This window comes from Xanthomonas sacchari, from assembly GCF_024266585.1.
Lineage (GTDB): Bacteria > Pseudomonadota > Gammaproteobacteria > Xanthomonadales > Xanthomonadaceae > Xanthomonas_A > Xanthomonas_A sacchari_C.
In genome coordinates this window covers 3,129,747-3,149,107 of sequence record NZ_CP100647.1, presented here as the reverse complement: position 1 = coordinate 3,149,107, position 19,361 = coordinate 3,129,747, and the positions used below count along the sequence as shown (strand labels likewise).

Annotated in this window: 20 protein-coding genes; 8 read left to right on the top strand and 12 right to left on the bottom strand. The window is 69.7% G+C overall.

The window, feature by feature from the left end; genetic code table 11:
* Window position 1: 1 nt before the first annotated feature.
* From NKJ47_RS13150 to ccmA, 8 genes are all read right to left on the bottom strand, one after another.
* The gene (locus NKJ47_RS13150; protein WP_254458309.1) at window positions 2–457 is read right to left on the bottom strand and encodes a cytochrome c-type biogenesis protein; all 456 of its coding nucleotides are present in this window, start codon (window positions 455–457) and stop codon (window positions 2–4) included.
* Window positions 454–1,059 (bottom strand): DsbE family thiol:disulfide interchange protein, encoded by a 606-nt coding sequence (locus tag NKJ47_RS13145; RefSeq protein ID WP_254458308.1) that lies wholly within the window; start codon window positions 1,057–1,059, stop codon window positions 454–456. The genes NKJ47_RS13150 and NKJ47_RS13145 overlap by 4 nt, the downstream gene beginning before the upstream one ends.
* Window positions 1,059–2,993 carry a heme lyase CcmF/NrfE family subunit gene (locus tag NKJ47_RS13140; protein WP_254461426.1) on the bottom strand — a complete coding sequence of 645 codons (1,935 nt, stop codon included), beginning with the start codon at window positions 2,991–2,993 and terminating at the stop codon, window positions 1,059–1,061. Before NKJ47_RS13140 ends, NKJ47_RS13145 begins: the two co-directional genes overlap by 1 nt.
* A gap of 204 nt (window positions 2,994–3,197) precedes the next feature.
* Window positions 3,198–3,647 carry a cytochrome c maturation protein CcmE gene (gene ccmE, locus NKJ47_RS13135; protein ID WP_254458307.1) on the bottom strand — a complete coding sequence of 150 codons (450 nt, stop codon included), beginning with the start codon at window positions 3,645–3,647 and terminating at the stop codon, window positions 3,198–3,200.
* Complete coding sequence (gene ccmD / locus NKJ47_RS13130) at window positions 3,644–3,820, bottom strand: heme exporter protein CcmD (protein ID WP_017915657.1); 177 nt, start codon at window positions 3,818–3,820, stop codon at window positions 3,644–3,646. The genes ccmE and ccmD overlap by 4 nt, the downstream gene beginning before the upstream one ends.
* Window positions 3,817–4,566 (bottom strand): heme ABC transporter permease CcmC, encoded by a 750-nt coding sequence (gene ccmC, locus NKJ47_RS13125; RefSeq protein WP_254458306.1) that lies wholly within the window; start codon window positions 4,564–4,566, stop codon window positions 3,817–3,819. Before ccmC ends, ccmD begins: the two co-directional genes overlap by 4 nt.
* 102 nt (window positions 4,567–4,668) lie before the next feature.
* A complete protein-coding gene (gene ccmB, locus NKJ47_RS13120; protein WP_254458305.1) occupies window positions 4,669–5,364 on the bottom strand; it encodes a heme exporter protein CcmB in 696 nt (231 codons plus the stop codon).
* Window positions 5,361–6,008, bottom strand: a complete 648-nt coding sequence (gene ccmA, locus NKJ47_RS13115) for a heme ABC exporter ATP-binding protein CcmA (protein WP_160965131.1) — start codon at window positions 6,006–6,008, stop codon at window positions 5,361–5,363. The genes ccmB and ccmA overlap by 4 nt, the downstream gene beginning before the upstream one ends.
* Window positions 6,009–6,216: 208 nt before the next feature.
* On the opposite strand from ccmA, the gene NKJ47_RS13110 reads away from it, so the two are divergent.
* From NKJ47_RS13110 to NKJ47_RS13095, 4 genes are all read left to right on the top strand, one after another.
* Window positions 6,217–7,365: a pyridoxal phosphate-dependent aminotransferase gene (locus tag NKJ47_RS13110; RefSeq protein ID WP_254458304.1), complete on the top strand. Its 1,149-nt coding sequence runs from the start codon at window positions 6,217–6,219 to the stop codon at window positions 7,363–7,365.
* Between the two features lie 72 nt (window positions 7,366–7,437).
* On the top strand, window positions 7,438–7,746 hold the full coding sequence (locus tag NKJ47_RS13105) for a hypothetical protein (protein ID WP_254458303.1): 309 nt from the start codon (window positions 7,438–7,440) through the stop codon (window positions 7,744–7,746).
* The gene (locus tag NKJ47_RS13100) at window positions 7,743–8,570 is read left to right on the top strand and encodes an amidohydrolase (RefSeq protein ID WP_254458302.1); all 828 of its coding nucleotides are present in this window, start codon (window positions 7,743–7,745) and stop codon (window positions 8,568–8,570) included. The genes NKJ47_RS13105 and NKJ47_RS13100 overlap by 4 nt, the downstream gene beginning before the upstream one ends.
* Window positions 8,571–8,979: 409 nt before the next feature.
* Complete coding sequence (locus NKJ47_RS13095) at window positions 8,980–9,417, top strand: hypothetical protein (RefSeq protein WP_254458301.1); 438 nt, start codon at window positions 8,980–8,982, stop codon at window positions 9,415–9,417.
* A 201-nt stretch (window positions 9,418–9,618) separates the two neighbouring features.
* Here NKJ47_RS13095 and NKJ47_RS13090 read toward each other — a convergent pair whose 3' ends face one another.
* The 4 genes from NKJ47_RS13090 to NKJ47_RS13075 all read right to left on the bottom strand — a co-directional run bounded on the left by NKJ47_RS13090 (window position 9,619) and on the right by NKJ47_RS13075 (window position 14,077).
* Complete coding sequence (locus NKJ47_RS13090; RefSeq protein WP_254458300.1) at window positions 9,619–10,314, bottom strand: hypothetical protein; 696 nt, start codon at window positions 10,312–10,314, stop codon at window positions 9,619–9,621.
* A gap of 277 nt (window positions 10,315–10,591) precedes the next feature.
* Window positions 10,592–12,139 (bottom strand): pseudouridine synthase, encoded by a 1,548-nt coding sequence (locus tag NKJ47_RS13085; protein ID WP_254458299.1) that lies wholly within the window; start codon window positions 12,137–12,139, stop codon window positions 10,592–10,594.
* Window positions 12,132–13,112, bottom strand: coding sequence for an SMC-Scp complex subunit ScpB (gene scpB / locus NKJ47_RS13080; protein WP_254458298.1), 981 nt, complete (start codon window positions 13,110–13,112; stop codon window positions 12,132–12,134). Before scpB ends, NKJ47_RS13085 begins: the two co-directional genes overlap by 8 nt.
* A 23-nt stretch (window positions 13,113–13,135) precedes the next feature.
* The gene (locus tag NKJ47_RS13075; RefSeq protein WP_254458297.1) at window positions 13,136–14,077 is read right to left on the bottom strand and encodes a segregation and condensation protein A; all 942 of its coding nucleotides are present in this window, start codon (window positions 14,075–14,077) and stop codon (window positions 13,136–13,138) included.
* Window positions 14,078–14,450: 373 nt separating this feature from the next.
* Here NKJ47_RS13075 and NKJ47_RS13070 point away from each other — a divergent pair, with 373 nt between their 5' ends.
* The 4 genes from NKJ47_RS13070 to NKJ47_RS13055 all read left to right on the top strand — a co-directional run bounded on the left by NKJ47_RS13070 (window position 14,451) and on the right by NKJ47_RS13055 (window position 19,357).
* Entirely contained in the window at window positions 14,451–14,750 is a 300-nt protein-coding gene (locus NKJ47_RS13070; RefSeq protein WP_254461425.1) for a YciI family protein, read from the top strand.
* Window positions 14,747–15,031, top strand: a complete 285-nt coding sequence (locus NKJ47_RS13065) for a BolA family protein (protein WP_254458296.1) — start codon at window positions 14,747–14,749, stop codon at window positions 15,029–15,031. The genes NKJ47_RS13070 and NKJ47_RS13065 overlap by 4 nt, the downstream gene beginning before the upstream one ends.
* A gap of 235 nt (window positions 15,032–15,266) precedes the next feature.
* Entirely contained in the window at window positions 15,267–16,280 is a 1,014-nt protein-coding gene (locus NKJ47_RS13060; protein ID WP_254458295.1) for a LacI family DNA-binding transcriptional regulator, read from the top strand.
* Between the two features lie 104 nt (window positions 16,281–16,384).
* Window positions 16,385–19,357 carry a TonB-dependent receptor gene (locus tag NKJ47_RS13055; RefSeq protein WP_254458294.1) on the top strand — a complete coding sequence of 991 codons (2,973 nt, stop codon included), beginning with the start codon at window positions 16,385–16,387 and terminating at the stop codon, window positions 19,355–19,357.
* Window positions 19,358–19,361 lie beyond the last annotated feature (4 nt).

Genomic DNA, 19,361 nt, shown 5'->3' with positions numbered 1-19,361 from the left:
CTCACCATTCCTGTTCGTCCTGCAGCGGCAGCGCGGTCGCTGCCGGCGCGCGCCGTCGCAGTATCCGGAGCAGCACCGCCGCGCCGCCGGCCAGCAGCAGCAAGGGGCCGAACCACAGCAGCCAGGTCCGCGCTTCCAGCTGCGGCCGGTACAGCACGAACTCGCCGTAGCGATCGACCAGGAACTGCTTGATCTGTGCGTCCGACTTGCCCTCGTGCATCAGCTCCAGCACTTCGCGGCGCAGGTCCATGGCGATCTGCGCGTGCGAGTCGGCCAGCGACTGGTTCTGGCATTGCACGCAGCGCAATTCCGCGGTCAGCGCATGGAAGCGCGCTTCCTCGGCGGCGGAGCGGTAGGCCAGCGGCGTCGGGTCGGACACCGGGTCGGCGCCGGCCAGCGCCGACCACGCCAGCAGCGCCAGCAGGCCCAGCCGCAGCGCAGGCCGGCCGCGCCTCATGGCGTGGCCGCGCCCTGCGTGCGCGTCGGCGGGGCGTCGCGCTCGGCCTGTTGCAAGGCCGGCAGCAGCTCGTCGCGGATGATCTGGTCGGTCAGCGGGCCGGCGTGCTTCCAGCGCACCACCCCGCGCGCATCGACCAGGAAGGTCTCCGGCGCCGCAGCCACGCCCCAGTCGATGGCGGTGCGCCCCTCCGGATCGAACAGCACCGCCAGGAACGGATTGCCGAGCTGTTCCAGCCAGTGCAGCGCGTCCTCGCGGGTGTCCTTCCAGTCGTAGCCGATCACCCGCACGCGCTTGCTCAGCGCAAAGCGGGTCAGCACCGGGTGTTCCTCGCGGCAGGCCGGGCACCAGCTGCCCCAGACGTTGAGCACGTACGGCGCGCCGAGCAGGTCGCTGCTGCGCACGCGGATCGAGGCGTCGTGCAGCAGCGGCAGCGCGAACGCCGGCGCCGGCTTGCCGATCAGCGCCGACGGCAGCGTGTCGCGGTCGGCGCTGCCGGAGCGCTGCACCGCATACACCAGCAACGCCAGCAGGCCGAGCAAGAACAGGGCGCCCAGCAGGATGGCGGGCAGCGGCAGGCGACGTGGAGCGGGAGCGGACATCAGGGGGTCTCCGGAGAACGACGGAAGCGCCGGTCGGCGGCGGTGACGAAACCGCCCAGCGCCATCAGCGCCGCGCCAAGCCAGATCCAGCGCACGAAAGGTTTGACGTGCACGCGCATCGCCCAGGCATTGCCGCCCAGCGGCTCGCCCAGGGCGACGTAGACGTCGCCGAACAGGCCGGGATGGATGCCGGCCTCGGTCATGTTCTGGCCGCCGCTGGCGTACAGGCGCTTTTCCGGGTGCAGCAGCGTCAGCGGGCGATCGTCGTGCAGCACCTGCACGTGCGCGCGTTCGGCCACGTAGTTGGGGCCCTTGCGCTGGTCCAGGCCCTGCAGTTCGAAGCGGTAGCGGCCCAGGTCCAGGTGCTGTCCGGGCGCCAGCGCCACCTCGCGCTGCTGCTCCAGCGCCTCGACCAGCAGCGCGCCGGCCAGGAACACCGCGATGCCGGTGTGGGCCAGGGTCATGCCCAGCATCTCGGCGGTGAAGCGGCTGCCCTTGAGCTGCCGCCGGCTCCACACGAAGCGCGCGGTGCCCAGCAGCACCCAGGTCGCGGCGGCGACGCCGGCGGCGGTCTTCCACGCGCCCTGCGGCGCCAGGAAGAAGCCGATCGCGCCGGCCAGCAGGGCCAGGCCGGCCCAGGGCGCCAGCAGCGCCAGCGGCCGCGACGCCTGTTCGCGCTGCCAGCGGGTCAGCGGGCCGAACGGCAGCAACGCGACCAGCGGCGCCATCAGCACGATGAACAAGGTGCCGAAGTAGGGCGGCCCTACCGACAGTTTGCCCAGGTCCAGCGCATCGGCCAGCAGCGGATACAGCGTGCCCAGCAGCACCATCGCGCAGGCGCAGGTCAGCAGCAGGTTGTTGGCCAGCAGCAGGGTCTCGCGCGAGGCCGGGGCGAAGCGCTGCCGCGTGTCGTCGGCGGCGGCCGCCACGCGGCCGCCGCGCAGCGCGTACAGCAGCAGCGCGCCGCCGCACAGCAGGCTCAGGAACACCAGGATGAACAGGCCGCGGGCAGGATCGGCGGCGAAGGAGTGCACGCTGGTCAGCACGCCCGAGCGGACCAGGAAGGTGCCCAGCAGCGACAGCGAGAACGCGGCGATCGCCAGCAACAAAGTCCAGGCGCCGAAGCTGCCGCGCTTTTCGGTAACGGCCTGCGAATGCAGCAGCGCCGCGCCGGCCAGCCAAGGCATGAAGCTGGCGTTCTCCACCGGGTCCCAGAACCACCAGCCGCCCCAGCCCAGTTCGTAGTACGCCCACCAGCTGCCGAGCGCGATGCCGATGGTCAGAAAGCCCCAGGCCACGTTGGTCCACGGCCGCGTCCAGCGCAGCCAGCGCGCGTCGACCTGGCCGTCCAGCAGCGCCGCCACCGCGAACGCGAACGGCACCGCGAAGCCGACGTAGCCGGCGTACAGCAGCGGCGGATGGATCACCAGGCCGGGATCCTGCAGCAGCGGATTGAGATCGCGCCCTTCCAGCGGTGCCGGCAGCAGCCGTGCGAACGGGTTGGAGGTGAACAGCAGGAACGCCAGGAAGCCGATGCTGACCAGCGCCAGGGTACCGATCACCCGCGCGACGACCTGGGCCGGCAGCCGCCGCGAATACAGCGCCACCGCGCCGGTCCACAGCGCCAGGATCAGCGTCCACAGCAGCAGCGAGCCCTCGTGCGCGCCCCACACCGCGGAGTAGCGGTATACCAGCGGCAGCAGCGAGTTGGAGTTCTCGGCGACGTAGGCGACCGAGAAATCCTGGGTCACGAACGCATGGGTGAGGATGGCGAAGGCGCCGGCGACCAGCGCCAGCTGCGCGAACGCCGCCGGCCGCGCCACCGCCATCCAGCGCGCATCGCCGCGCTGCGCGCCGGCCAGCGGCAACACGGCCTGCAGCACGGCGGTGAGCAGGGCCAGGATCAGCAGGAGCTGGCCAACCTCAGGCAGCACGGCGCTCAAGCCGGAACGCGTCATCGAGGACGCCAGGATGCGCTGCTAGGTGTCCACACGGAAAACCGGAGGTCGGCAAGCAGTGCCGAACGAAGTGGACCATTGCATTGCATGGACGCAGCTCGGCGCTGCCCATGATCGGGGGCATGCTTCTGCTGCGACCATTCCCCACTCCCGATTCCCGATTCCCGCCCCTCAGGCAATTCACTGCACCGCCCCCACATCGTGCTTGCGGTGCGCGCTGCCCATCTTGTCCGCCAGTTCCTTCGGCATGTAGGTCTCGTCGTGTTTGGCCAACACGTCCTCGGCGACGAACACACCATCATGCATGCTGCCGGTAGCCACCACCGCCTGGCCCTCGCGGAACAGGTCCGGCAGGATCCGGTCGTAGCGCACGGTCAGTTGCGCATCGCCGTCGGTGACCCGGAAGTGCGACTGCAGCGCGCCGGGGGCGCGCTGGAACGAGCCTTTCTCGACCATGCCGCCGAGGCGGAAGCGCGCATGCGCGCCGGTCTTGCCGGCCAGCACCTCGGCCGGGGTGTACAGGTAGGCGGTATTGCGCTGCAGGGCCATCGCCACCAGCGCGGTGGTCAGGCCGGCGGCCAGCACCAGCAGCATCAGCCACAGCAGGCGGCGCCGGCGCTGCGGGTTCATCGGCTCAGCTCCAGCGGCGGCGCCGGTTCGGCCTTGGCCTGGCGCTTGCGTTGCGCGCGCAGCCGCGCGGCCCGCAGCGCCGCGCGCACCTGCAGGCGCGCCAACACGAAATCGGCCAGCAGCACCCCGGCGAACACCGCGTAGGCACCGACCACGTAGGGCAGGTAGTTCATCCGCGCGCCTCCGCCAGCTGCGTCACCCAGTCCTTGCCGGCCTCGCGGCGCAGGTTGTCGGCGCGCGCGCGCGCCAGCAGCGAGCCGGCGAACCAGAACTTGGTCGCGGCCACCATCAGCCACAGCGGCGGCAGCATGCTCGGGTCCATGCTGGACTGGCCGAACAGGCGGATGGTCTGGCCCTGGTGCAGCGAGTTCCACCACACCACCGAATAGCGGATCACCGGCAGCAGCACCACGCCGACGATGGCCAGCAGCCCGGCCGCGCGCGCGGCGTTGCGCCGGTCCTCGATCGCCAGGTACAGGCCCATCACGCCGATGTACAGGAACAGCAGGATCAGTTCGGTGGTCAGGCGCGGGTCCCAGTCCCACCAGGCGCCCCACATCGGCTTGCCCCAGATGCTGCCGGTCAGCAGGGTGATCAGGGTGAAGGCGGCGCCGATCGGCGCGCAGGCCATGGCCAGGATCTCGCACAGCTTGATCCGCCAGACCTGGGCGATGGCCGCGTACACGGCCATCAGGCCGAACACGAACAGGCTCATCCAGGCGCTGGGCACGTGGATGTAGAGGATGCGGAAGGCGTCGCTCTGCAGGCGGTCGGCCGGCACCACGAACAGTGCCTGCCAGATGCCCACGCCGGCCAGCAGCAGCGCCGCCAGGTAGCACCACGGGGTCCAGCGCGCCGCGAAGCGGTCGAAGGTCGGCGGCGAACCGAGTTGGTGGAACCAGCGGACGAGAGAGGCCATGCGGACGATTCTAGCTGGCGGAAGGCGGGCTTCGTTGCGACAACGACGGAACGGCGATGGAGCACTGCGCTTGCATGGTACGTCCGCCGCTGCGCCAAAGGCTCAGCTCAGCGAGATGCGGATCGCCGCGGCCGCCGCCAGCGGCGCCAGCACCAGGCCGGCGACCAGGCCCGCGGCCAGCAGCAGCAGGCCGCCGGCCGGGTCCAGGCCCTGCGCCGCCGCCGCCACGCTGCCGGCACCGAACACCAGCACCGGCACGTACAGCGGCAAGGCCAGCAGCGCGACCAGGATGCCGGCGCGCTTCATGCCCACCGTCAGCGCCGCGACCACCGCGCCGAGCAGGCTCAGCAAGGGCGTTCCCAGGGTCAACGATGCCAGCAGCACCGGCATGCGGTCATGCGGCAGGTGCAGCAATTCGCCCAGCAGCGGCGCGGCCACGATCAGCGGCAATGCGGTGGTGGCCCAGTGCAGCAGCACCCGCACCAGCACCAGCCAGGCCAGCGGCACCGGCGCCAGCAGCCATTGCTCCAGCGAGCCGTCCTCGGCGTCGCTGCGGAACAGGCTGTCCAGCGCCAGCAGGCCGGCCAGCAGCACCGCCAGCCACAGCGCGGCACCGGCCACTTCGCCGAGCAGGCGCGGCTGGTTGCCCAGCGCCAGCGCGAACAGGGCCACGATCAGCAGGGCGAACAGCGCCGGCTGCAGCGCGTCGCCGCGGCGCCGCCACAGCAGGCGCAGGTCGCGCAGCAGCAGCGCGCGGGTGGCCTGCCACAGGGAGGGAACGGGCGCGGCCAGGCTCATGCGGCGACTCCGCTCAGGCTCAGCATGCGCGTGCGCACCGGCGGCGCGGCGTAGGCGCCGTGGGTGGTGACCAGGGCCGCGCCGCCGCTGCGCAGGTGCGCGGCGATCATGCGGTTGACCAGGGTGATGCCGTCCAGGTCGAGGTTGGCGTAGGGCTCGTCGAGCAGCCACAGCGGTGCCGGCGACAGCCACATCCGCGCCAGCGCCAGGCGCTTCTTCTGCCCGGCCGACAACTGCCGCACCAGCGTGTCCTCGTAGCCGGCCAGGCCGACGATGGCCAGCGCGCTGCCGGGCATCTGCTTGGCCCGGCGCCCCTGCAGCCCGCACAGGTAATGCAGGTTCTCCAGGGTGCTGAGATCCGCCTTCAGCGCGCCCAGGTGGCCCAGGTAGGCCATGAAGCGGGCGCGGTCGCCGCGCCGCACCGGATGGCCGTCGATCTCGATGCGCCCGGCCTCGGCGCGCAGCAGGCCGACCAGCACCCGCAGCAGGGTGGTCTTGCCGGCGCCGTTGTCGCCCTGCACCAGCAGCGCCTCGCCGGCATCCAGGTGGAAGTCCAGCGGCCCGAATACCGCGGCGTCGTCGCGGGCGAACGTGAGCCCGTGCGCGGCCAGCAGCGGTGGCGGGGTGTACAGCGGATCGGTCATCGGCGAAGGCCGCGGCGGAGGGCGCGGCGGCGGGCGGCAAGGGAAGGCGCGCATTGTATCGGCATGCGGGCGTCCGGCGGATGCCGGCGGCGGCCATACGCGGCGATGCGCGTGTGCTGTTTCGGGGGGAGCGGCGGGCCGCTGGCGCATCGCCGGCAAGCGGCTTTGCGTACACTCGGCGTTTTCCCGCTGCCCGCAGATCCCCCGCATGCTTCCGCAGACCAAGCTGCCCAAGGTGGGCACCACCATCTTCACCGTAATGTCGCAACTGGCCGCCGAGCACGGCGCCGTCAACCTGGGCCAGGGCTTTCCCGACTTTCCGGTACCGCCGCGGCTGATCGAGGCGCTGGACCGCGCCATGCGCGACGGCCACAACCAGTACCCGCCGATGACCGGGGTGCCGGCGCTGCGCCAGGCGATCGCCGAGAAGGCGCTGCGCTGCTACGGCGCGCAGGTCGACGCCGACACCGAGGTCACCGTCACCAGCGGCGCCACCGAGGCGCTGTTCAACGCCATCCACGCGGTGGTGCGCCCGGGCGAGGAGGTGATCGTGCTGGATCCGGCCTACGACAGCTACGAGCCGGCGATCGACCTGGCCGGGGCGCATGCGGTGCACGTGCCGCTGGACCCGCACACGTTCGCGGTGGACTGGGAGCGGGTGCGCGCGGCGATCACCCCGCGCACCCGCCTGCTGATGCTCAACAGCCCGCACAACCCGTCCGGGGCGATGTTCGGCGCCGACGACCTGCAGGCGGTGGCCGAACTGCTGCGCGGCAGCGACATCTTCCTGATCTCCGACGAGGTCTACGAGCACATCGTGTTCGACGGCCGCCGCCACGAGTCGGTGCTGCGCTGGCCGGAGCTGCGCGAGCGCGCCTTCGTCGTCTCCAGCTTCGGCAAGACCTATCACTGCACCGGCTGGAAGATCGGCTACGCGATCGCCCCGCCGGCGCTCAGCGCCGAGTTCCGCAAGGTCCACCAGTACAACACCTTCACCAGCTTCGGCCCGGCCCAGCACGCCTTCGCCGCGATGATCCGCGAGCAGCCCGAGCACGACGAACAGCTCGGCGCCTTCTACCAGGCCAAGCGCGACCGCTTCCGCGAACAGTTGCTGGGCACCCGGCTCACGCCGCTGCCGGTGCCGGGCGGCTATTTCCAGCTGGTGGACTATTCGGCGGTCAGCGACTTGCCCGACACCGAGTTCGTGAAGTGGCTGACCATCGAGAAGGGCGTGGCGGCGATCCCGCTGTCGCCGTTCTACCAGGATCCGCCGCAAGGTCAGCGCCTGGCCCGGCTGTGCTTCGCCAAGAACGAGGCGACGCTGGATGCGGCGATCGAGCGGTTACGCGCGCTGTAGCGCGCGTCACCGCCGGGATTCGGGAATGGGGATTCGGGAATCGCAGAAGCGGGTTCCTGGTGCGGGGTGGGCATGTCGATCGCGGGCATCTATTTCGGGGTCACGTTCGGGCTGGCGGCGGTCAGCGCGGTGGTCGACGGGGCGCTGTTCTATGGGCATGTGCTGACCGGATTGGCTGATCGCGGCCAGCGGGTGGGGATGGATTTCGGGGTGGTGCCGTTCCGGCGGCAGGCCTATGTGGATCGCTACCTTGCGCTGCTGACGCCGCAGGAGCGGGGCACGCTCGCCAACCGCCTGGTCCGCCATCTGCCATGGGTAACGCCTACACTGGGCTTGCTGTGCCTGGTCGGCACGATTTGCATCGGAGGACGTTGGGGATGACACAGGTGGCACAGGATCTGAGGATCTCGCTGGTCCAGGGCGACACGCGCTGGCACGACCCGGCCGGCAACCGCGCGCATTATGCCGAGCTGCTGGCACCGCTGGCCGGTGTCACCGACCTGGTGGTCCTGCCGGAGACCTTCACCAGCGGTTTCTCCAACGATGCGCTGGCGCAGGCCGAGGACATGGACGGGCCGACCGTGGCGTGGATCCGCGAGCAGGCGGCGCGGCTGGGTGCGGCGGTGACCGGCAGTGTGCAGTTGCGGGTGCCCGGCGCCGATGGCGAGGCCAAGGTGTTCAACCGCCTGCTGTGGGCCACGCCGGACGGCGCATTGCAGCATTACGACAAGCGCCATCTGTTCCGCTACGGCAACGAGCACCTGCGCTACGCCGCCGGGCGTGCGCGCCTGTGCGTGGAGTGGAAGGGCTGGCGGATCAATCCGCAGGTCTGCTACGACCTGCGCTTTCCGGTGTTCTGCCGCAACCGCTACGACGTCGAACGCCCCGGCCAACTGGATTTCGACCTGCAACTGTTCGTGGCCAACTGGCCGTCGGCGCGCGCCTACGCCTGGCGCACGCTGCTGCGCGCGCGTGCGATCGAGAACCTGTGCTTCGTGGCGGCGGTCAACCGCGTCGGTGTGGACGGCAACGACCTGCACTACGCCGGCGACAGCGCGGTGATCGATTTCCTCGGCCAGCCGCAGCTGGAGATCCGCGAGCGCGAACAAGTGGCCACCACCACGATCTCCGCCGCCGCGCTCGCCGCGCACCGCGCGCGCTTTCCGGCCATGCTCGATGCCGATGCTTTCAGTCTGGACGACTAGCCGACACGTCTCATTACTCTGGAAGCCTCACGCTGTGCTGAGTCCGGAGGGCTCCCCTTGTAAGAGCCCCTCCTGCAGGATCGTGCGGCGAGCTTGGCGGGTGCACTGTGGGAGGGACTTCAGTCCCGACGCATTGCGCCATCGGAAAGCACGCTGCTTCGCGCGTCGCCGCTGCATGCCAGTTGACTCCTGCAAAAGCAACGAGCGGTCAGGCCGAGCCGCCGCAAACGCGTTTTAGCGATACTTCGCGCCGGCGTCGCGTACTGCATGTGCCCCGGCCACGCCGGCACCAGTCCGCCGCAAGTGGAAATGCCCGCTGAACGTGCGCGCGACGCCTCGTCAACCTTGTCGCGGCCGCGACGGACCCATTGCTACCCTCGCGCCTCGTCCACCCATCGGTAATGCCCACATGATCAAGTCGCTTTCTCTGCTCGCGCTGCTGGGCGCGGCCGCGCTCGCGCCGCAGGCCCAGGCCGCCGGCAATATCGATTGCAAGCTCTCCTTCAACCTGTCGGGCTGGTCGGTGTTCTACAAGACCGCCAAGGGCACCGGCACCATTACCTGCAACGACGGCGCGGTGATCCCGGTCAAGATCAGCAGCAAGGGCGGCGGCCTGACGGTCGGCAAGTCGAAGATCGTCGGCGGCCGCGGCACCTTCAGCGGCGCCTACAGCCTCAACGACCTGTTCGGCACCTACGCCGCCGCCGAAGCGCATGCCGGCCTGGTGAAGTCCAGTACCGCGCAGGTCGTCACCAAGGGCGACATTTCGCTGGCCCTGGCCGGGACCGGCGAAGGCGTCGATCTTGGCGTCAACGTCGGCAACTTCGTGATCGAGCGCCGCAGGTAAGGCGCCGCGCCCTGGCTGCGGTGGTGTCGCAGCCAGGGCGGATACAAAGCGAACGGATCGAATCCAGGCGCAGTGCGCCTGGATTCTGTTTTGGGTCACCGGTTTCTCGAGGCGATCGACCGCGCGCCGGCCGCACGCTGGAGCGCAATGCGACCCGGCGAAGCGCGTCCTGCGCGAGGACGCGCTTCGCGTGCTCCGCGCTTACTGCTGCGCGAACACCCAGGCCAGCTCGCCGCGCAGCGGTTCCGGCGCCGCCAGCGTCTGGCGATACAGGGTGCGCGCCACCCAGCAGGCATCGGCGTCGCTGGCCTTGGTGATCTGCGGCAGGACGTGCAACAGGCGTTGTTGCTGATCGGCAGGCAGGGACCTGACCAGGCTGCCCATCGCCTCCTGGATCCTTTGCTGCGACACCACCTGCGGCTGGGTGTTGCCCAACGCGGCCTCGGTGGCCTTCAGCGAGATATCGAACCAGCGGTCGATCTGCGCCTGCGGCAGTTTTTCCAGGCCGCCGAACATCGCCGCGCCCAGCGCCTGCGCATCGTTCGGATTGCCGCCGCGGGCCAGCAGTGCGCACTGCGGCACGTCGACCTTTTCGCTGACCTGGGACAGGATCTCCAGGCGCTGTTCCAGCGTGTCGCGATCCAGCCGCGCGATGCCGCTCTGCGCCAACTTGAAACCGACCTGCTGCGCCTGCGGGCCGCTCTGCTTGAGCAGCGCCACGTAGCGCGGATCGCTGGCCAGCTTGCGCAGCATGCGATCGAACGGTGCGTGCAGCGGCGAACTGGCGGGGTAGGGGTTCTGCGCTGCGGCGATTTCTTCCTGGGCCTTCCGGCAGGCGCCAAGGCTGAGCACGCCGGCGATCAGCAGCGGCAGGGCGATCTTCATCTTCCGTGTCATCGGGGTTCCTGGGTCGGGATGCCGCCGAGGTGCCGGCGGCAAAGCGCCGCAAGCATATCCGGTGTGTGCGTCGTGTGGTCAAGGCGCGCATGTGGGGACGCCCCGCGGCCACCCGTTGACCCATCGGCCAACGCGCGATGGCGCGGATGCCGACGGCGGCGAGGAGCGGGGCGCCGCACGCTGCTGCCGCCGGCGCAGCAAAAAGGGCGCCGCTTGCGCAGGCGCCCTTGGAACCGGTCGGGGCGAGGGCCGGCGCGCGCTGCGCCGGCGCCGCGACTCAGCCGCCGCGCGGACCGCGGTTGCCGCCGCCACCGGGACGGCCACCGCCGCCCGGACGCCCGCCGGCCGGGCGGTTGCCGCCGCCGGGACGTCCGCCCGGACCCGGGCCGCGCTTCTGGCCGCCGGCCGGGCGCGCCGCGCGCGGCGCGGCGCCGTAGGGGTTGAAGCCGGGGTTGGCGTGGTCGGAGGGGAAGCTCGGCGCGTTGGCCGGGTGCCCGTAGGGATGCGCCTTGCGCTGCTGGCCCTGGCCGCGTGCCTGGCCACCAGCGCCCGCACCGGCGCCGGCACCGGCCGGGCGCGGCTTGGCGTAGGGACGCCCCTGGCCCTGACCTTGACCCTGGCCGCGACCGCCGGGGCCGGCGTTGCGGTGGCCGGTCGGGCCGGTGCTGACGCCCTCCGGCACGTACCAGGTGCGGAACGCGGCCGGGTTGCCGTCCGGCAGCGGCTTGGGGCCCTTCGGCGTGCGCTGCTTGAACGGCTTCTGCGCCTGCTTGGCGGCCATCTCGCCGCTCACCGTCAGCCCGCCGTGCGGCTTCTTGCCGCCGCGGCCGCGGCCGCGGTCCTCGCGGAAGGTGTCGAAGCGGCGCAGCTCGCGGCCTTCGTCGGCGGTGTTGTGGCCGTTGACGTAGGCGTTGCCGCCGCGGCCGACCTGCACGGTGGCCTTGGCCGCCTTGCGCTGGCCGATCACCGGCTGCAGGGTCAGCGCCGACGGGGTGCCTTCCTCCAGCTTCAGCTCGGCGCGCAGCGCCTCGACCTTGTCCTGCGCCAGCTCCATCGAGTGCCCGCGCAGCAGTTCGCGCGGCAGCGCGATCTTGCCGTAGCGGGTGCGCTTGAGCCGGCTGACCTGGCAGCCCTGCGATTCCCACAGGCGCCGCACTTCGCGGTTGCGGCCTTCCTTGACCACCACCCGGAACCAGTCGTGCGAGTCGGTGCCGCCGATGCGCTCGATCTCGTCGAACTTGGCGCCGCCGTCCTCCAGCAGCACGCCGCGCGAGAGCCGCTCGATCATGCTGTCCGGCACGGTCTCTTCGCCTTCCGGGGCGCGCACGCGCACCACGTACTCGCGCTCGATCTCGTAGGAGGGGTGCATCATCGCGTTGGCCAGCTCGCCGTCGGTGGTGAGCAGCAGCAGGCCGGTGGTGTTGATGTCCAGGCGGCCGATCGCGATCCAGCGCGCGCCCTTCAGCGCCGGCAGCGCCTCGAAGATGGTCGGGCGGCCTTCGGGATCTTCGCGCGTGGTCACTTCGCCTTCGGGCTTGTTGTAGATCAGCACGCGCGAGGGTTCGGTCAGCGCGCTGGCGACGAAGCTGCGGCCGTCCAGCTCGATCTTGTCGCCGCTGCGGATCGACATGCCGGTCTGCGCGACCTCGCCGTTGACCTTGACCAGGCCGTCGGCGATGCGCTGTTCCAGCGCCCGGCGCGAGCCCAGCCCGGCCTGGGCCAGGACCTTGTGCAGGCGTTCTTCCAGTTTCGGCTGCTCGGCGGCAGCGGCGTCGCGCTTGAGCGAGAGCTTGTTCAACGACAGCTTGCGGGAGGTGTCACTCATTTACTTGGCTCCGGCCGGCGCGTTGCGCGTCGGCCTGTGGTTCGGAATCGGCATCGTCAACAGCCACGGTCGTCGTCGCGACGGCGTTGTCTTCGGCTTCGTTCGCATCCGCCGCGCGCTCTCCCGGCGCGGCTTCGGGTTCGCCCGTCGGGGCGCTCGTGGAATCCGTGGCCGTCGGCGCGTCGGCGTCGTTGGTCGCGGGGGGGTGCGGTACTGCGGTGTTGCTGGTGTCTGTGTCTGTAGCGTCTGCGGCCTCGGCCTCGGTCTCGGCTGCGTCTGCCTGCGCCGTCGCGGCAGGCGCGGCGGAGTCGCTGGCGGTCGCGGCCTGCGCCGGGGTGTCGCTCTGGCCGTCCTGGCCGGCGTCGCCGCCCGGCGCGGCGTCGGCCTGGGCCATGTCGCCGACCGGCAGCGCGTCGCGGTCCAGTGGCAGCTGCGGTTCCAGTTCGCCGATGTCCTTGAGTTCGGACAGCGGCGGCAGTTCGTCCAGGCGCTTGAGCCCGAAGTAGTCCAGGAAGGTCTTGGTGGTGCCGAACAGCGCCGGCTTGCCCGGCACGTCGCGGTGCCCGACCACGCGGATCCATTCGCGCTCTTCCAGCGCCTGGATGATGTTGCTGCTGACCGCCACGCCGCGCACCTGCTCGATCTCGCCGCGGGTGATCGGCTGCCGGTAGGCGATCAGCGCCAGGGTCTCCAGGGTGGCGCGGGTGTAGCGGGTCTTGCGCTCGGTCCACAGCCGCGCGACCCAGGCGTGCACGTCGCTGCGCACCTGGTAGCGGAACCCGGAGGCCACTTCGACCAGTTCCACGCCGCGGCCCTCGCAGGCCTCGCGCAACAGTTCCAGCGCGCGCTCGATGCTGCCCGGCGGCGCGGGTTCCTCCTCGGGGAACAGGCCGTGCAACTGCGCCAGCGGCAACGGCTGGTTGGCGGCGAGCAGGGCGGCCTCGACGATGCGGTTGATCAGCGCTTGATCCATGCGGGGGAGGGGTCTCGGTGGGCTCAGGTGGTGGCGTCGGCGGCGTCGCTGTCGTCGAACTCGCTGTTGAACTGCAGCGGCGCGTTGGTGTTGCCCAGCGCCAGCGACTTGACGTAGATCGGCGGCAGCGGCGGCCGTTCGGCGGCCTCGGCGGGGACGTGCGCCAGCGGCTCCTGGACGATGTCCAGCAACTGCTCCTTGGCCAGTTCCAGCAGGGCCAGGAAGGTCACCAGCACGCCGAGCTTGCCTTCCTCGGCACTGAACAGCGATTCGAAACGGTGGAACTTGCCGTCGTCCAGACGGCCCAGCACATCGCCCATGCGCTGGCGCACGCTCAGCGCCTCGCGCTTGATCGCGTGGCCGCTGAACAGTTCGGCGCGCTTGAGCACGTCGTACAGCGCCAGCAGCATTTCCTTCAACTCCACCGGCGGCGGCAGCTTGACCGCGGCGCGGTCCGGCACGTGGGCGTGCGCCGGGGTGGTGTCGCGGTCCTGCCGCGGCAGCGCGTCGATGTCCTCGGCCGCCTGCTTGAAGCGTTCGTACTCCTGCAAGCGGCGGACCAGTTCGGCGCGCGGGTCCACTTCCTCGCCGTCTTCGGCCGGTGGCCGCGGCAGCAGCATCCGCGACTTGATCTCGGCCAGGATCGCGGCCATCACCAGGTATTCGGCCGCCAGTTCGAAGCGCAGCTCCTGCATCACGTTGATGTAGTCCACGTACTGCCGGGTGATCTCGGCGACGGGGATGTCCAGGATGTCCAGGTTCTGCCGGCGGATCAGGTACAGCAGCAGGTCCAGCGGGCCTTCGAACGCGTCCAGGATGACTTCCAGCGCATCCGGCGGGATGTACAGATCCTGCGGGATCTGCAGGACCGGCTGCCCATGCACCACCGCCAGCGGCATTTCCTGCTGCTGTGGCGGGGTCGTCTGGGTTGGCGGGTTCGCGTCGAGCGCGAGTTCGGAGGTCATCGGTTGGACATCGGTGTTGCGGTAGCGAAGGGCCGGGCAGGCGCGACCCGGCGCGGCTCCTTGCCGGCAGTGCTGCGGTTCAATGGCGCGTCGTCCCCGCAACGCGCTCGGTACTTCAACAAGACACACGACGCACGCCACGCGTGTCGTGGCGGCGGGAACTGCAGAGGAGGACGTCTGCGCGGGCGGTGTCAGGCAGCGAATCGGTCGTCGGAAGGGGCTTGGGGTCGCCGATCACCGACGGGCCGCTGCATCCGGCCGCGTGCAATGGGACCAAGGGTAATGCGCCGGCGGGGTCGATGTCCAGCGCCGCCGCGCCGGGGCAGGTCCTACAATGCGCACGGACAGTTACAGGAACGAAGGCAGGCCGATGATGTGGTACGTGATCGAGGGGTACGACGTGGACGATGCGCTGCCGCGGCGGGCGGCGGCGCGGCCGGCGCATCTGCAGCGGCTGACCCAGCTGCAGGAGGCCGGACGGTTGTTGCTGGCCGGGCCGTGCCCGGCGATCGACGCCGAGGATCCGGGCCCGGCCGGCTTCAGCGGCAGCCTGGTGGTGGCCGCGTTCGACTCGCTGGCCGAGGCGCGGGCCTGGGCCGAGGCCGATCCCTATGTGGACGCCGGTGTCTACGCCCGGGTCGAGGTGCGGCCGTTCCGCAAGGTGCTGCCATGAGCCAGATCGGCGCCGAGCGGGTGGCGCGGATCCGCGCCGCGCTGGAGGCGGCGTTCGCGCCGCAGGCGCTGGAGGTGGAGGACGACAGCCACCGCCATGCCGGCCACGCCGGCGCGCGCGATGGCCGCGGGCATTTCAATGTCCGGGTCGTCAGTACGGCCTTCGCCGGGATGGCGCCGCTGGCCCGGCACCGCGCCGTCTACGCGGCGCTGGGCGAGATGATGCAGACCGACATCCATGCGCTGTCGATTCGCGCCGATGTGCCGGGCGCGGCCGGCTGACGCCCGGCGGCGGATGGGGGCGCCTGCTTCGAAAAGAGGGGCACACCCCGCGGAAAATCGGAATCGGCACCTGGATTATGTTGCGTTGCGGCACGATTCCGACCGATTTCGCATTATTCAAGCAACTGAAAAACAAGACTTTTATTAGGTAGGCAACAAAGGGCTTCTGCCTCGCGCTGAAAACGATTACAGTCCGCGCCAGTTTCTCAAGGTCTCTGCCGTGGAGGGCGGCACGATGGCGAAGAGCGCGGTTACCATCAAAGACGTTGCACGCGAAGCCCGGGTCTCGGTGGCCACCGTGTCGCGTGCGCTCAATGGCCATGAGAACGTGGCCGCGCCGGTGCGGACCCTGGTGCTGGAAGTGGCCGAGCGCCTGCGCTACAGCCCGCATGCGGCGGCGCGCAGCCTCAGCAGCCGCCGCACCCAGACCCTGGGGGTGGTGCTGCCCGACCTGTACGGCGAGTTCTTCTCCGAACTGATCCGCGGCATCGACGGCGCCGCCCGCGCGCGCCGCCAGCACCTGCTGGTGTCCAGCTACCACGGCGACCCGGAAGAGCAGGGGCGGGCGCTGCGGGCGATGCGCGGGCGCGTCGACGGCCTGCTGGTGCTGTCGCCGTATGCCGAGCGCCCGGGCTTCCTCACCGACAACCTGCCGCAGGCGCTGCCGACGGTGTTGATCAACACCCACCTGCCGGGCACCGAGTACCCGGTGCTGAGCATCGACGACCATGCCGGCGCGGTGGCGATGACCGAACACCTGCTGGCGATGGGGCATCGCCGCATCGCCTTCATCGGTGGCCCGGAACTGAATTTCGACGCGCGCGAACGCCTGCGTGGTTTCCGCGACGCCATTGCGCGCCATCCCGGCGAAGCGCACGGCCAGGAGTTCCCGGGCGACTTCGACGAAGCCTCCGGGTATCGCGCCGGACAGGCGATGCTGCAGGCGGGCACGCTGCCCGATGCGGTGTTCGCCGCCAACGACATGACCGCGCTCGGCTGTCTCTACGCCTTCACCCAGCACGGTGTGCGCGTGCCCAACGACATCGCGTTGGCCGGTTTCGACGACATTCCGCTGGCGCGTTTCGTTCACCCGTCTCTCACCACCATGCGCGTCAGCATCGCCGGGCTTGGTGAGCAGGCGATGCATCGTCTACTGCAACTGATCGATCGGCCCGACGCGGACGACGGGCGGCGGCAGACCCTGGTTCCTACGTTGGTCGTGCGCGATTCCAGCACGGCCCGTTCCTGATGCGACGCGTGTTTCGCGCCGCATCGCTTGTTCCACTTCGTTTCATCGAAGCACCACGCACCACCCATAACGAGCATCACGTCTTCCTGGAGGGAAAACCCCACATGCACCACACCCCGCACTCCGCCCGGCCCACGCGCAAGCTGTTGAGCTGCGCCCTCGCCAGCTGCCTGTTGCTGGGCGCCGCGCCGGCATTCGCGCAAAGCACCGGCGCCACCATTCGCGGACAGGTCAAGGTCGATTCGGCGCCGGCCGCGTCCGCGCAGGTCACCGCCACCAATCTGGCCACCGGTCTGAGCCGCAGCGTGCAGGCCAGCAACGGCATCTATTCGGTCGGCGGTCTGCCGCCGGGGTCCTATCGCATCGACGTCACCGCCGACGGCAAGACCACCTCGCAGAACGTCACCGTGCAGGTCGGCCAGACCGCCACCCTGGACCTGGGCGTGGGCGGCGAGGCGGCCGCCGCCAACGGACAGGGCGCGACCACGCTCGATGCGGTGCAGGTGCAGGCGCCGCCGGTGCTGGTGGAAACCCGCACCTCGGAGAACGCCACCTACATTTCCAACGCGCAGATCGAGAAGCTGCCGCAGGCCACGCGCAACTTCCTGGAGCTGGCCGACAGCGTGCCGAGCGTGCAGTTCCAGCGCGACGCCAAGGGCAACACCACGGTGCGCTCCGGCGCGACCTCGGCCAACGGCACCAACGTCTACATCGACGGCATCAGCCAGAAGAACTACGTGCTGACCGGCGGCGTCAGCGGCCAGGATTCCAGCCGCGGCAACCCGTTCCCGCAGTCGGCGATCGGCGAGTACAAGGTCATCACCTCCAACTACAAGGCCGAGTTCGACCAGGTCAGCAGCGCGGCGATCGTCGCCTCGACCAAGTCCGGCACCAACGATTTCCACGGCAGCTTCTTCTGGGATACGACCAACGACGACTGGCGCGCCGAGAGTCCGCTGGAGCGCAAGGCCGGCCAGCGCGACGATTTCTCCGAGACCCAGTACGGCGCCACTTTCAGCGGCCCGATCCTCAAGGACCGCGCGCATTTCTTCGTGGCCTACGAGGCCAAGGAATACACCACGCCCAACACGGTGATCCCCGGCGGCATCTACGCCGACCGCGTCGACCAGTTGCCGGCGCAGCTGCAGCCGCTGGTCGCCACCTACAGCACGCCGTTCAAGGAAGACCTGTACTTCGGCAAGATCGACTGGACGCTGGGCGACAACAACCTGTTCGAGCTGACCGGCAAGTACCGCAAGGAAGACGAGCTGTCGGACATCGGCGATACCACCACCTACCAGCACGGCAGCAGCAACGGGCAGAAGGAAAAGCGCGCCAACCTGCGCTGGCAGTACAGCGGCGAGGCCTTCCTCAACGACCTGAACCTGAGCTACGAGAGCGCGTTCTGGACCCAGACCCCGCTCACCGACGGCAGCGGCTATGTGCTGTCCTACGTGCCGCAGGCCGGCAACGAGACCACCATCCTCAGCGCCGGCGCCGGCAGCAGCTTCCAGAACAAGGGCCAGAAGGGCTGGACGCTGCAGGACGACCTGACCCTCAACAGCCTCGACTGGCACGGCAGCCACACGATCAAGATGGGCCTGAAGTACAAGGACATCCAGCTCGACTCGACCCAGATCAATCCGGCCAATCCGCAGTACTACTACAACATCCTCAGCGATGTCGGCACGCCGTACCGGGTGCGCTTCGGCGACACCGGCGACGGCGGTTCGGTGCAGTCGCAGAACAAGCAGTACGGCATCTACCTGCAGGACGACTGGGAGGTCAACGAGCACCTGACCCTGAACCTGGGCGTGCGCTACGACTACGAGAAGACCCCGTCGTTCCTGGACTTCGTCACCCCCGCCGACGTCGCCAGCGCGCTGCTGAACTGGCGCAACCTGGACAACGCCAACTACGACATCGCCAACTACATCAGCACCGGCAACAACCGCAAGGCGTTCAAGGACGCCTGGCAGCCGCGGCTGGGCTTCTCCTACGACCTGTTCGGCGACCAGGCCCACGTGATCTACGGCGGCGCCGGCCGCGCCTACGACCGCAACCTGTTCGACTACCTGGCGCTGGAGCAGCTCAACAACAACTTCCGCTCCTACAGCTACTACTTCAGCAGCGCCAACACGCCGTGCCTGGGCCAGCCGTGCGTGGCATGGAATCCGAGCTATGCGACCCAGGCCGGCCTGGACGGGCTGGCGGCCTCCAACACCGGCGGCGCCGGCGGCGGCCGCGAGGTCTACCTGATCGACAACAACATCAAGGTGCCGTACTCCGACCAGTTCAGCCTGGGCATGCGCAACATGGTGCATTTCTGGGGCAATGACTGGTACACGGACGTGACCCTGAGCCGCATCGTCAGCGAGGACGGCTTCGTGTTCCTGCGCGGCAACCGCCGTGCCGACGGCTCGTTCTTCCTGCCCGGCACCACCTCCGGCGTGCCCACCGACTCGCCCAACGGCTACAGCGCGATCGTGCTCGGCACCAATGGGCTGAAGACGCGCAACAACCAGTTGGCGCTGAAGCTGGACAAACCCTACGACAAGGAGTCCGGCTGGGGCCTGACCGTGGCCTACACCTTCTCCGACGCGAAGGAAAACCGCCAGTACGGCGAGCACTACGCGCTGGACCAGCCGTCGATGGCCGGCTACGGCTGGCGCGAGGCCGGCGGCATTCCGAAGAACCGCCTGGTGGTCACCGGCATCTACGATCTGCCGTACGCCATCACCCTGTCGGCCAAGCTGTCGCTGGCCAGCCAGACCCCGCGCTACGGCACCAACTGCCTGGCGGGCAACGACCAGTGCTATATCATCCAGTACAAGCCGGACGCCACGCTGGGCTACAAGGAATTCAGCCTGGCGGCGAACAAGGAATGGGATACCGGGTCGGGCATCAAGTTCAACGTGCGCGCCGATGTCATCAACCTGTTCAACTGGACCAATTACGCGGACTACAACACCGATACCGGCACCTACGCCGATCTGAACACGGCGTTCGGCACGCCGAACGGCGTGCTCGCTTCGCCGATGCGGACGTTCAAGCTGTCATTCGGTTTGAACTGGTAAGTTG

What these genes read in the sequence shown, in the direction of transcription:
- NKJ47_RS13090 (WP_254458300.1), bottom strand. Translation starts at nt 10,314, where the DNA reads ATGACACGGAAGATGAAGATCGCCCTGCCGCTGCTGATCGCCGGCGTG.
- ccmA (WP_160965131.1), bottom strand. Translation starts at nt 6,008, where the DNA reads ATGACCGATCCGCTGTACACCCCGCCACCGCTGCTGGCCGCGCACGGG.
- ccmC (WP_254458306.1), bottom strand. Translation starts at nt 4,566, where the DNA reads ATGGCCTCTCTCGTCCGCTGGTTCCACCAACTCGGTTCGCCGCCGACC.
- NKJ47_RS13075 (WP_254458297.1), bottom strand. Translation starts at nt 14,077, where the DNA reads ATGACCTCCGAACTCGCGCTCGACGCGAACCCGCCAACCCAGACGACC.
- NKJ47_RS13105 (WP_254458303.1), top strand. Translation starts at nt 7,438, where the DNA reads ATGTCGATCGCGGGCATCTATTTCGGGGTCACGTTCGGGCTGGCGGCG.
- NKJ47_RS13095 (WP_254458301.1), top strand. Translation starts at nt 8,980, where the DNA reads ATGATCAAGTCGCTTTCTCTGCTCGCGCTGCTGGGCGCGGCCGCGCTC.
- NKJ47_RS13145 (WP_254458308.1), bottom strand. Translation starts at nt 1,059, where the DNA reads ATGTCCGCTCCCGCTCCACGTCGCCTGCCGCTGCCCGCCATCCTGCTG.
- NKJ47_RS13100 (WP_254458302.1), top strand. Translation starts at nt 7,743, where the DNA reads ATGACACAGGTGGCACAGGATCTGAGGATCTCGCTGGTCCAGGGCGAC.
- NKJ47_RS13060 (WP_254458295.1), top strand. Translation starts at nt 15,267, where the DNA reads ATGGCGAAGAGCGCGGTTACCATCAAAGACGTTGCACGCGAAGCCCGG.
- NKJ47_RS13150 (WP_254458309.1), bottom strand. Translation starts at nt 457, where the DNA reads ATGAGGCGCGGCCGGCCTGCGCTGCGGCTGGGCCTGCTGGCGCTGCTG.
- NKJ47_RS13070 (WP_254461425.1), top strand. Translation starts at nt 14,451, where the DNA reads ATGTGGTACGTGATCGAGGGGTACGACGTGGACGATGCGCTGCCGCGG.
- ccmB (WP_254458305.1), bottom strand. Translation starts at nt 5,364, where the DNA reads ATGAGCCTGGCCGCGCCCGTTCCCTCCCTGTGGCAGGCCACCCGCGCG.
- NKJ47_RS13055 (WP_254458294.1), top strand. Translation starts at nt 16,385, where the DNA reads ATGCACCACACCCCGCACTCCGCCCGGCCCACGCGCAAGCTGTTGAGC.
- NKJ47_RS13065 (WP_254458296.1), top strand. Translation starts at nt 14,747, where the DNA reads ATGAGCCAGATCGGCGCCGAGCGGGTGGCGCGGATCCGCGCCGCGCTG.
- NKJ47_RS13110 (WP_254458304.1), top strand. Translation starts at nt 6,217, where the DNA reads ATGCTTCCGCAGACCAAGCTGCCCAAGGTGGGCACCACCATCTTCACC.
- NKJ47_RS13085 (WP_254458299.1), bottom strand. Translation starts at nt 12,139, where the DNA reads ATGAGTGACACCTCCCGCAAGCTGTCGTTGAACAAGCTCTCGCTCAAG.
- scpB (WP_254458298.1), bottom strand. Translation starts at nt 13,112, where the DNA reads ATGGATCAAGCGCTGATCAACCGCATCGTCGAGGCCGCCCTGCTCGCC.
- ccmD (WP_017915657.1), bottom strand. Translation starts at nt 3,820, where the DNA reads ATGAACTACCTGCCCTACGTGGTCGGTGCCTACGCGGTGTTCGCCGGG.
- ccmE (WP_254458307.1), bottom strand. Translation starts at nt 3,647, where the DNA reads ATGAACCCGCAGCGCCGGCGCCGCCTGCTGTGGCTGATGCTGCTGGTG.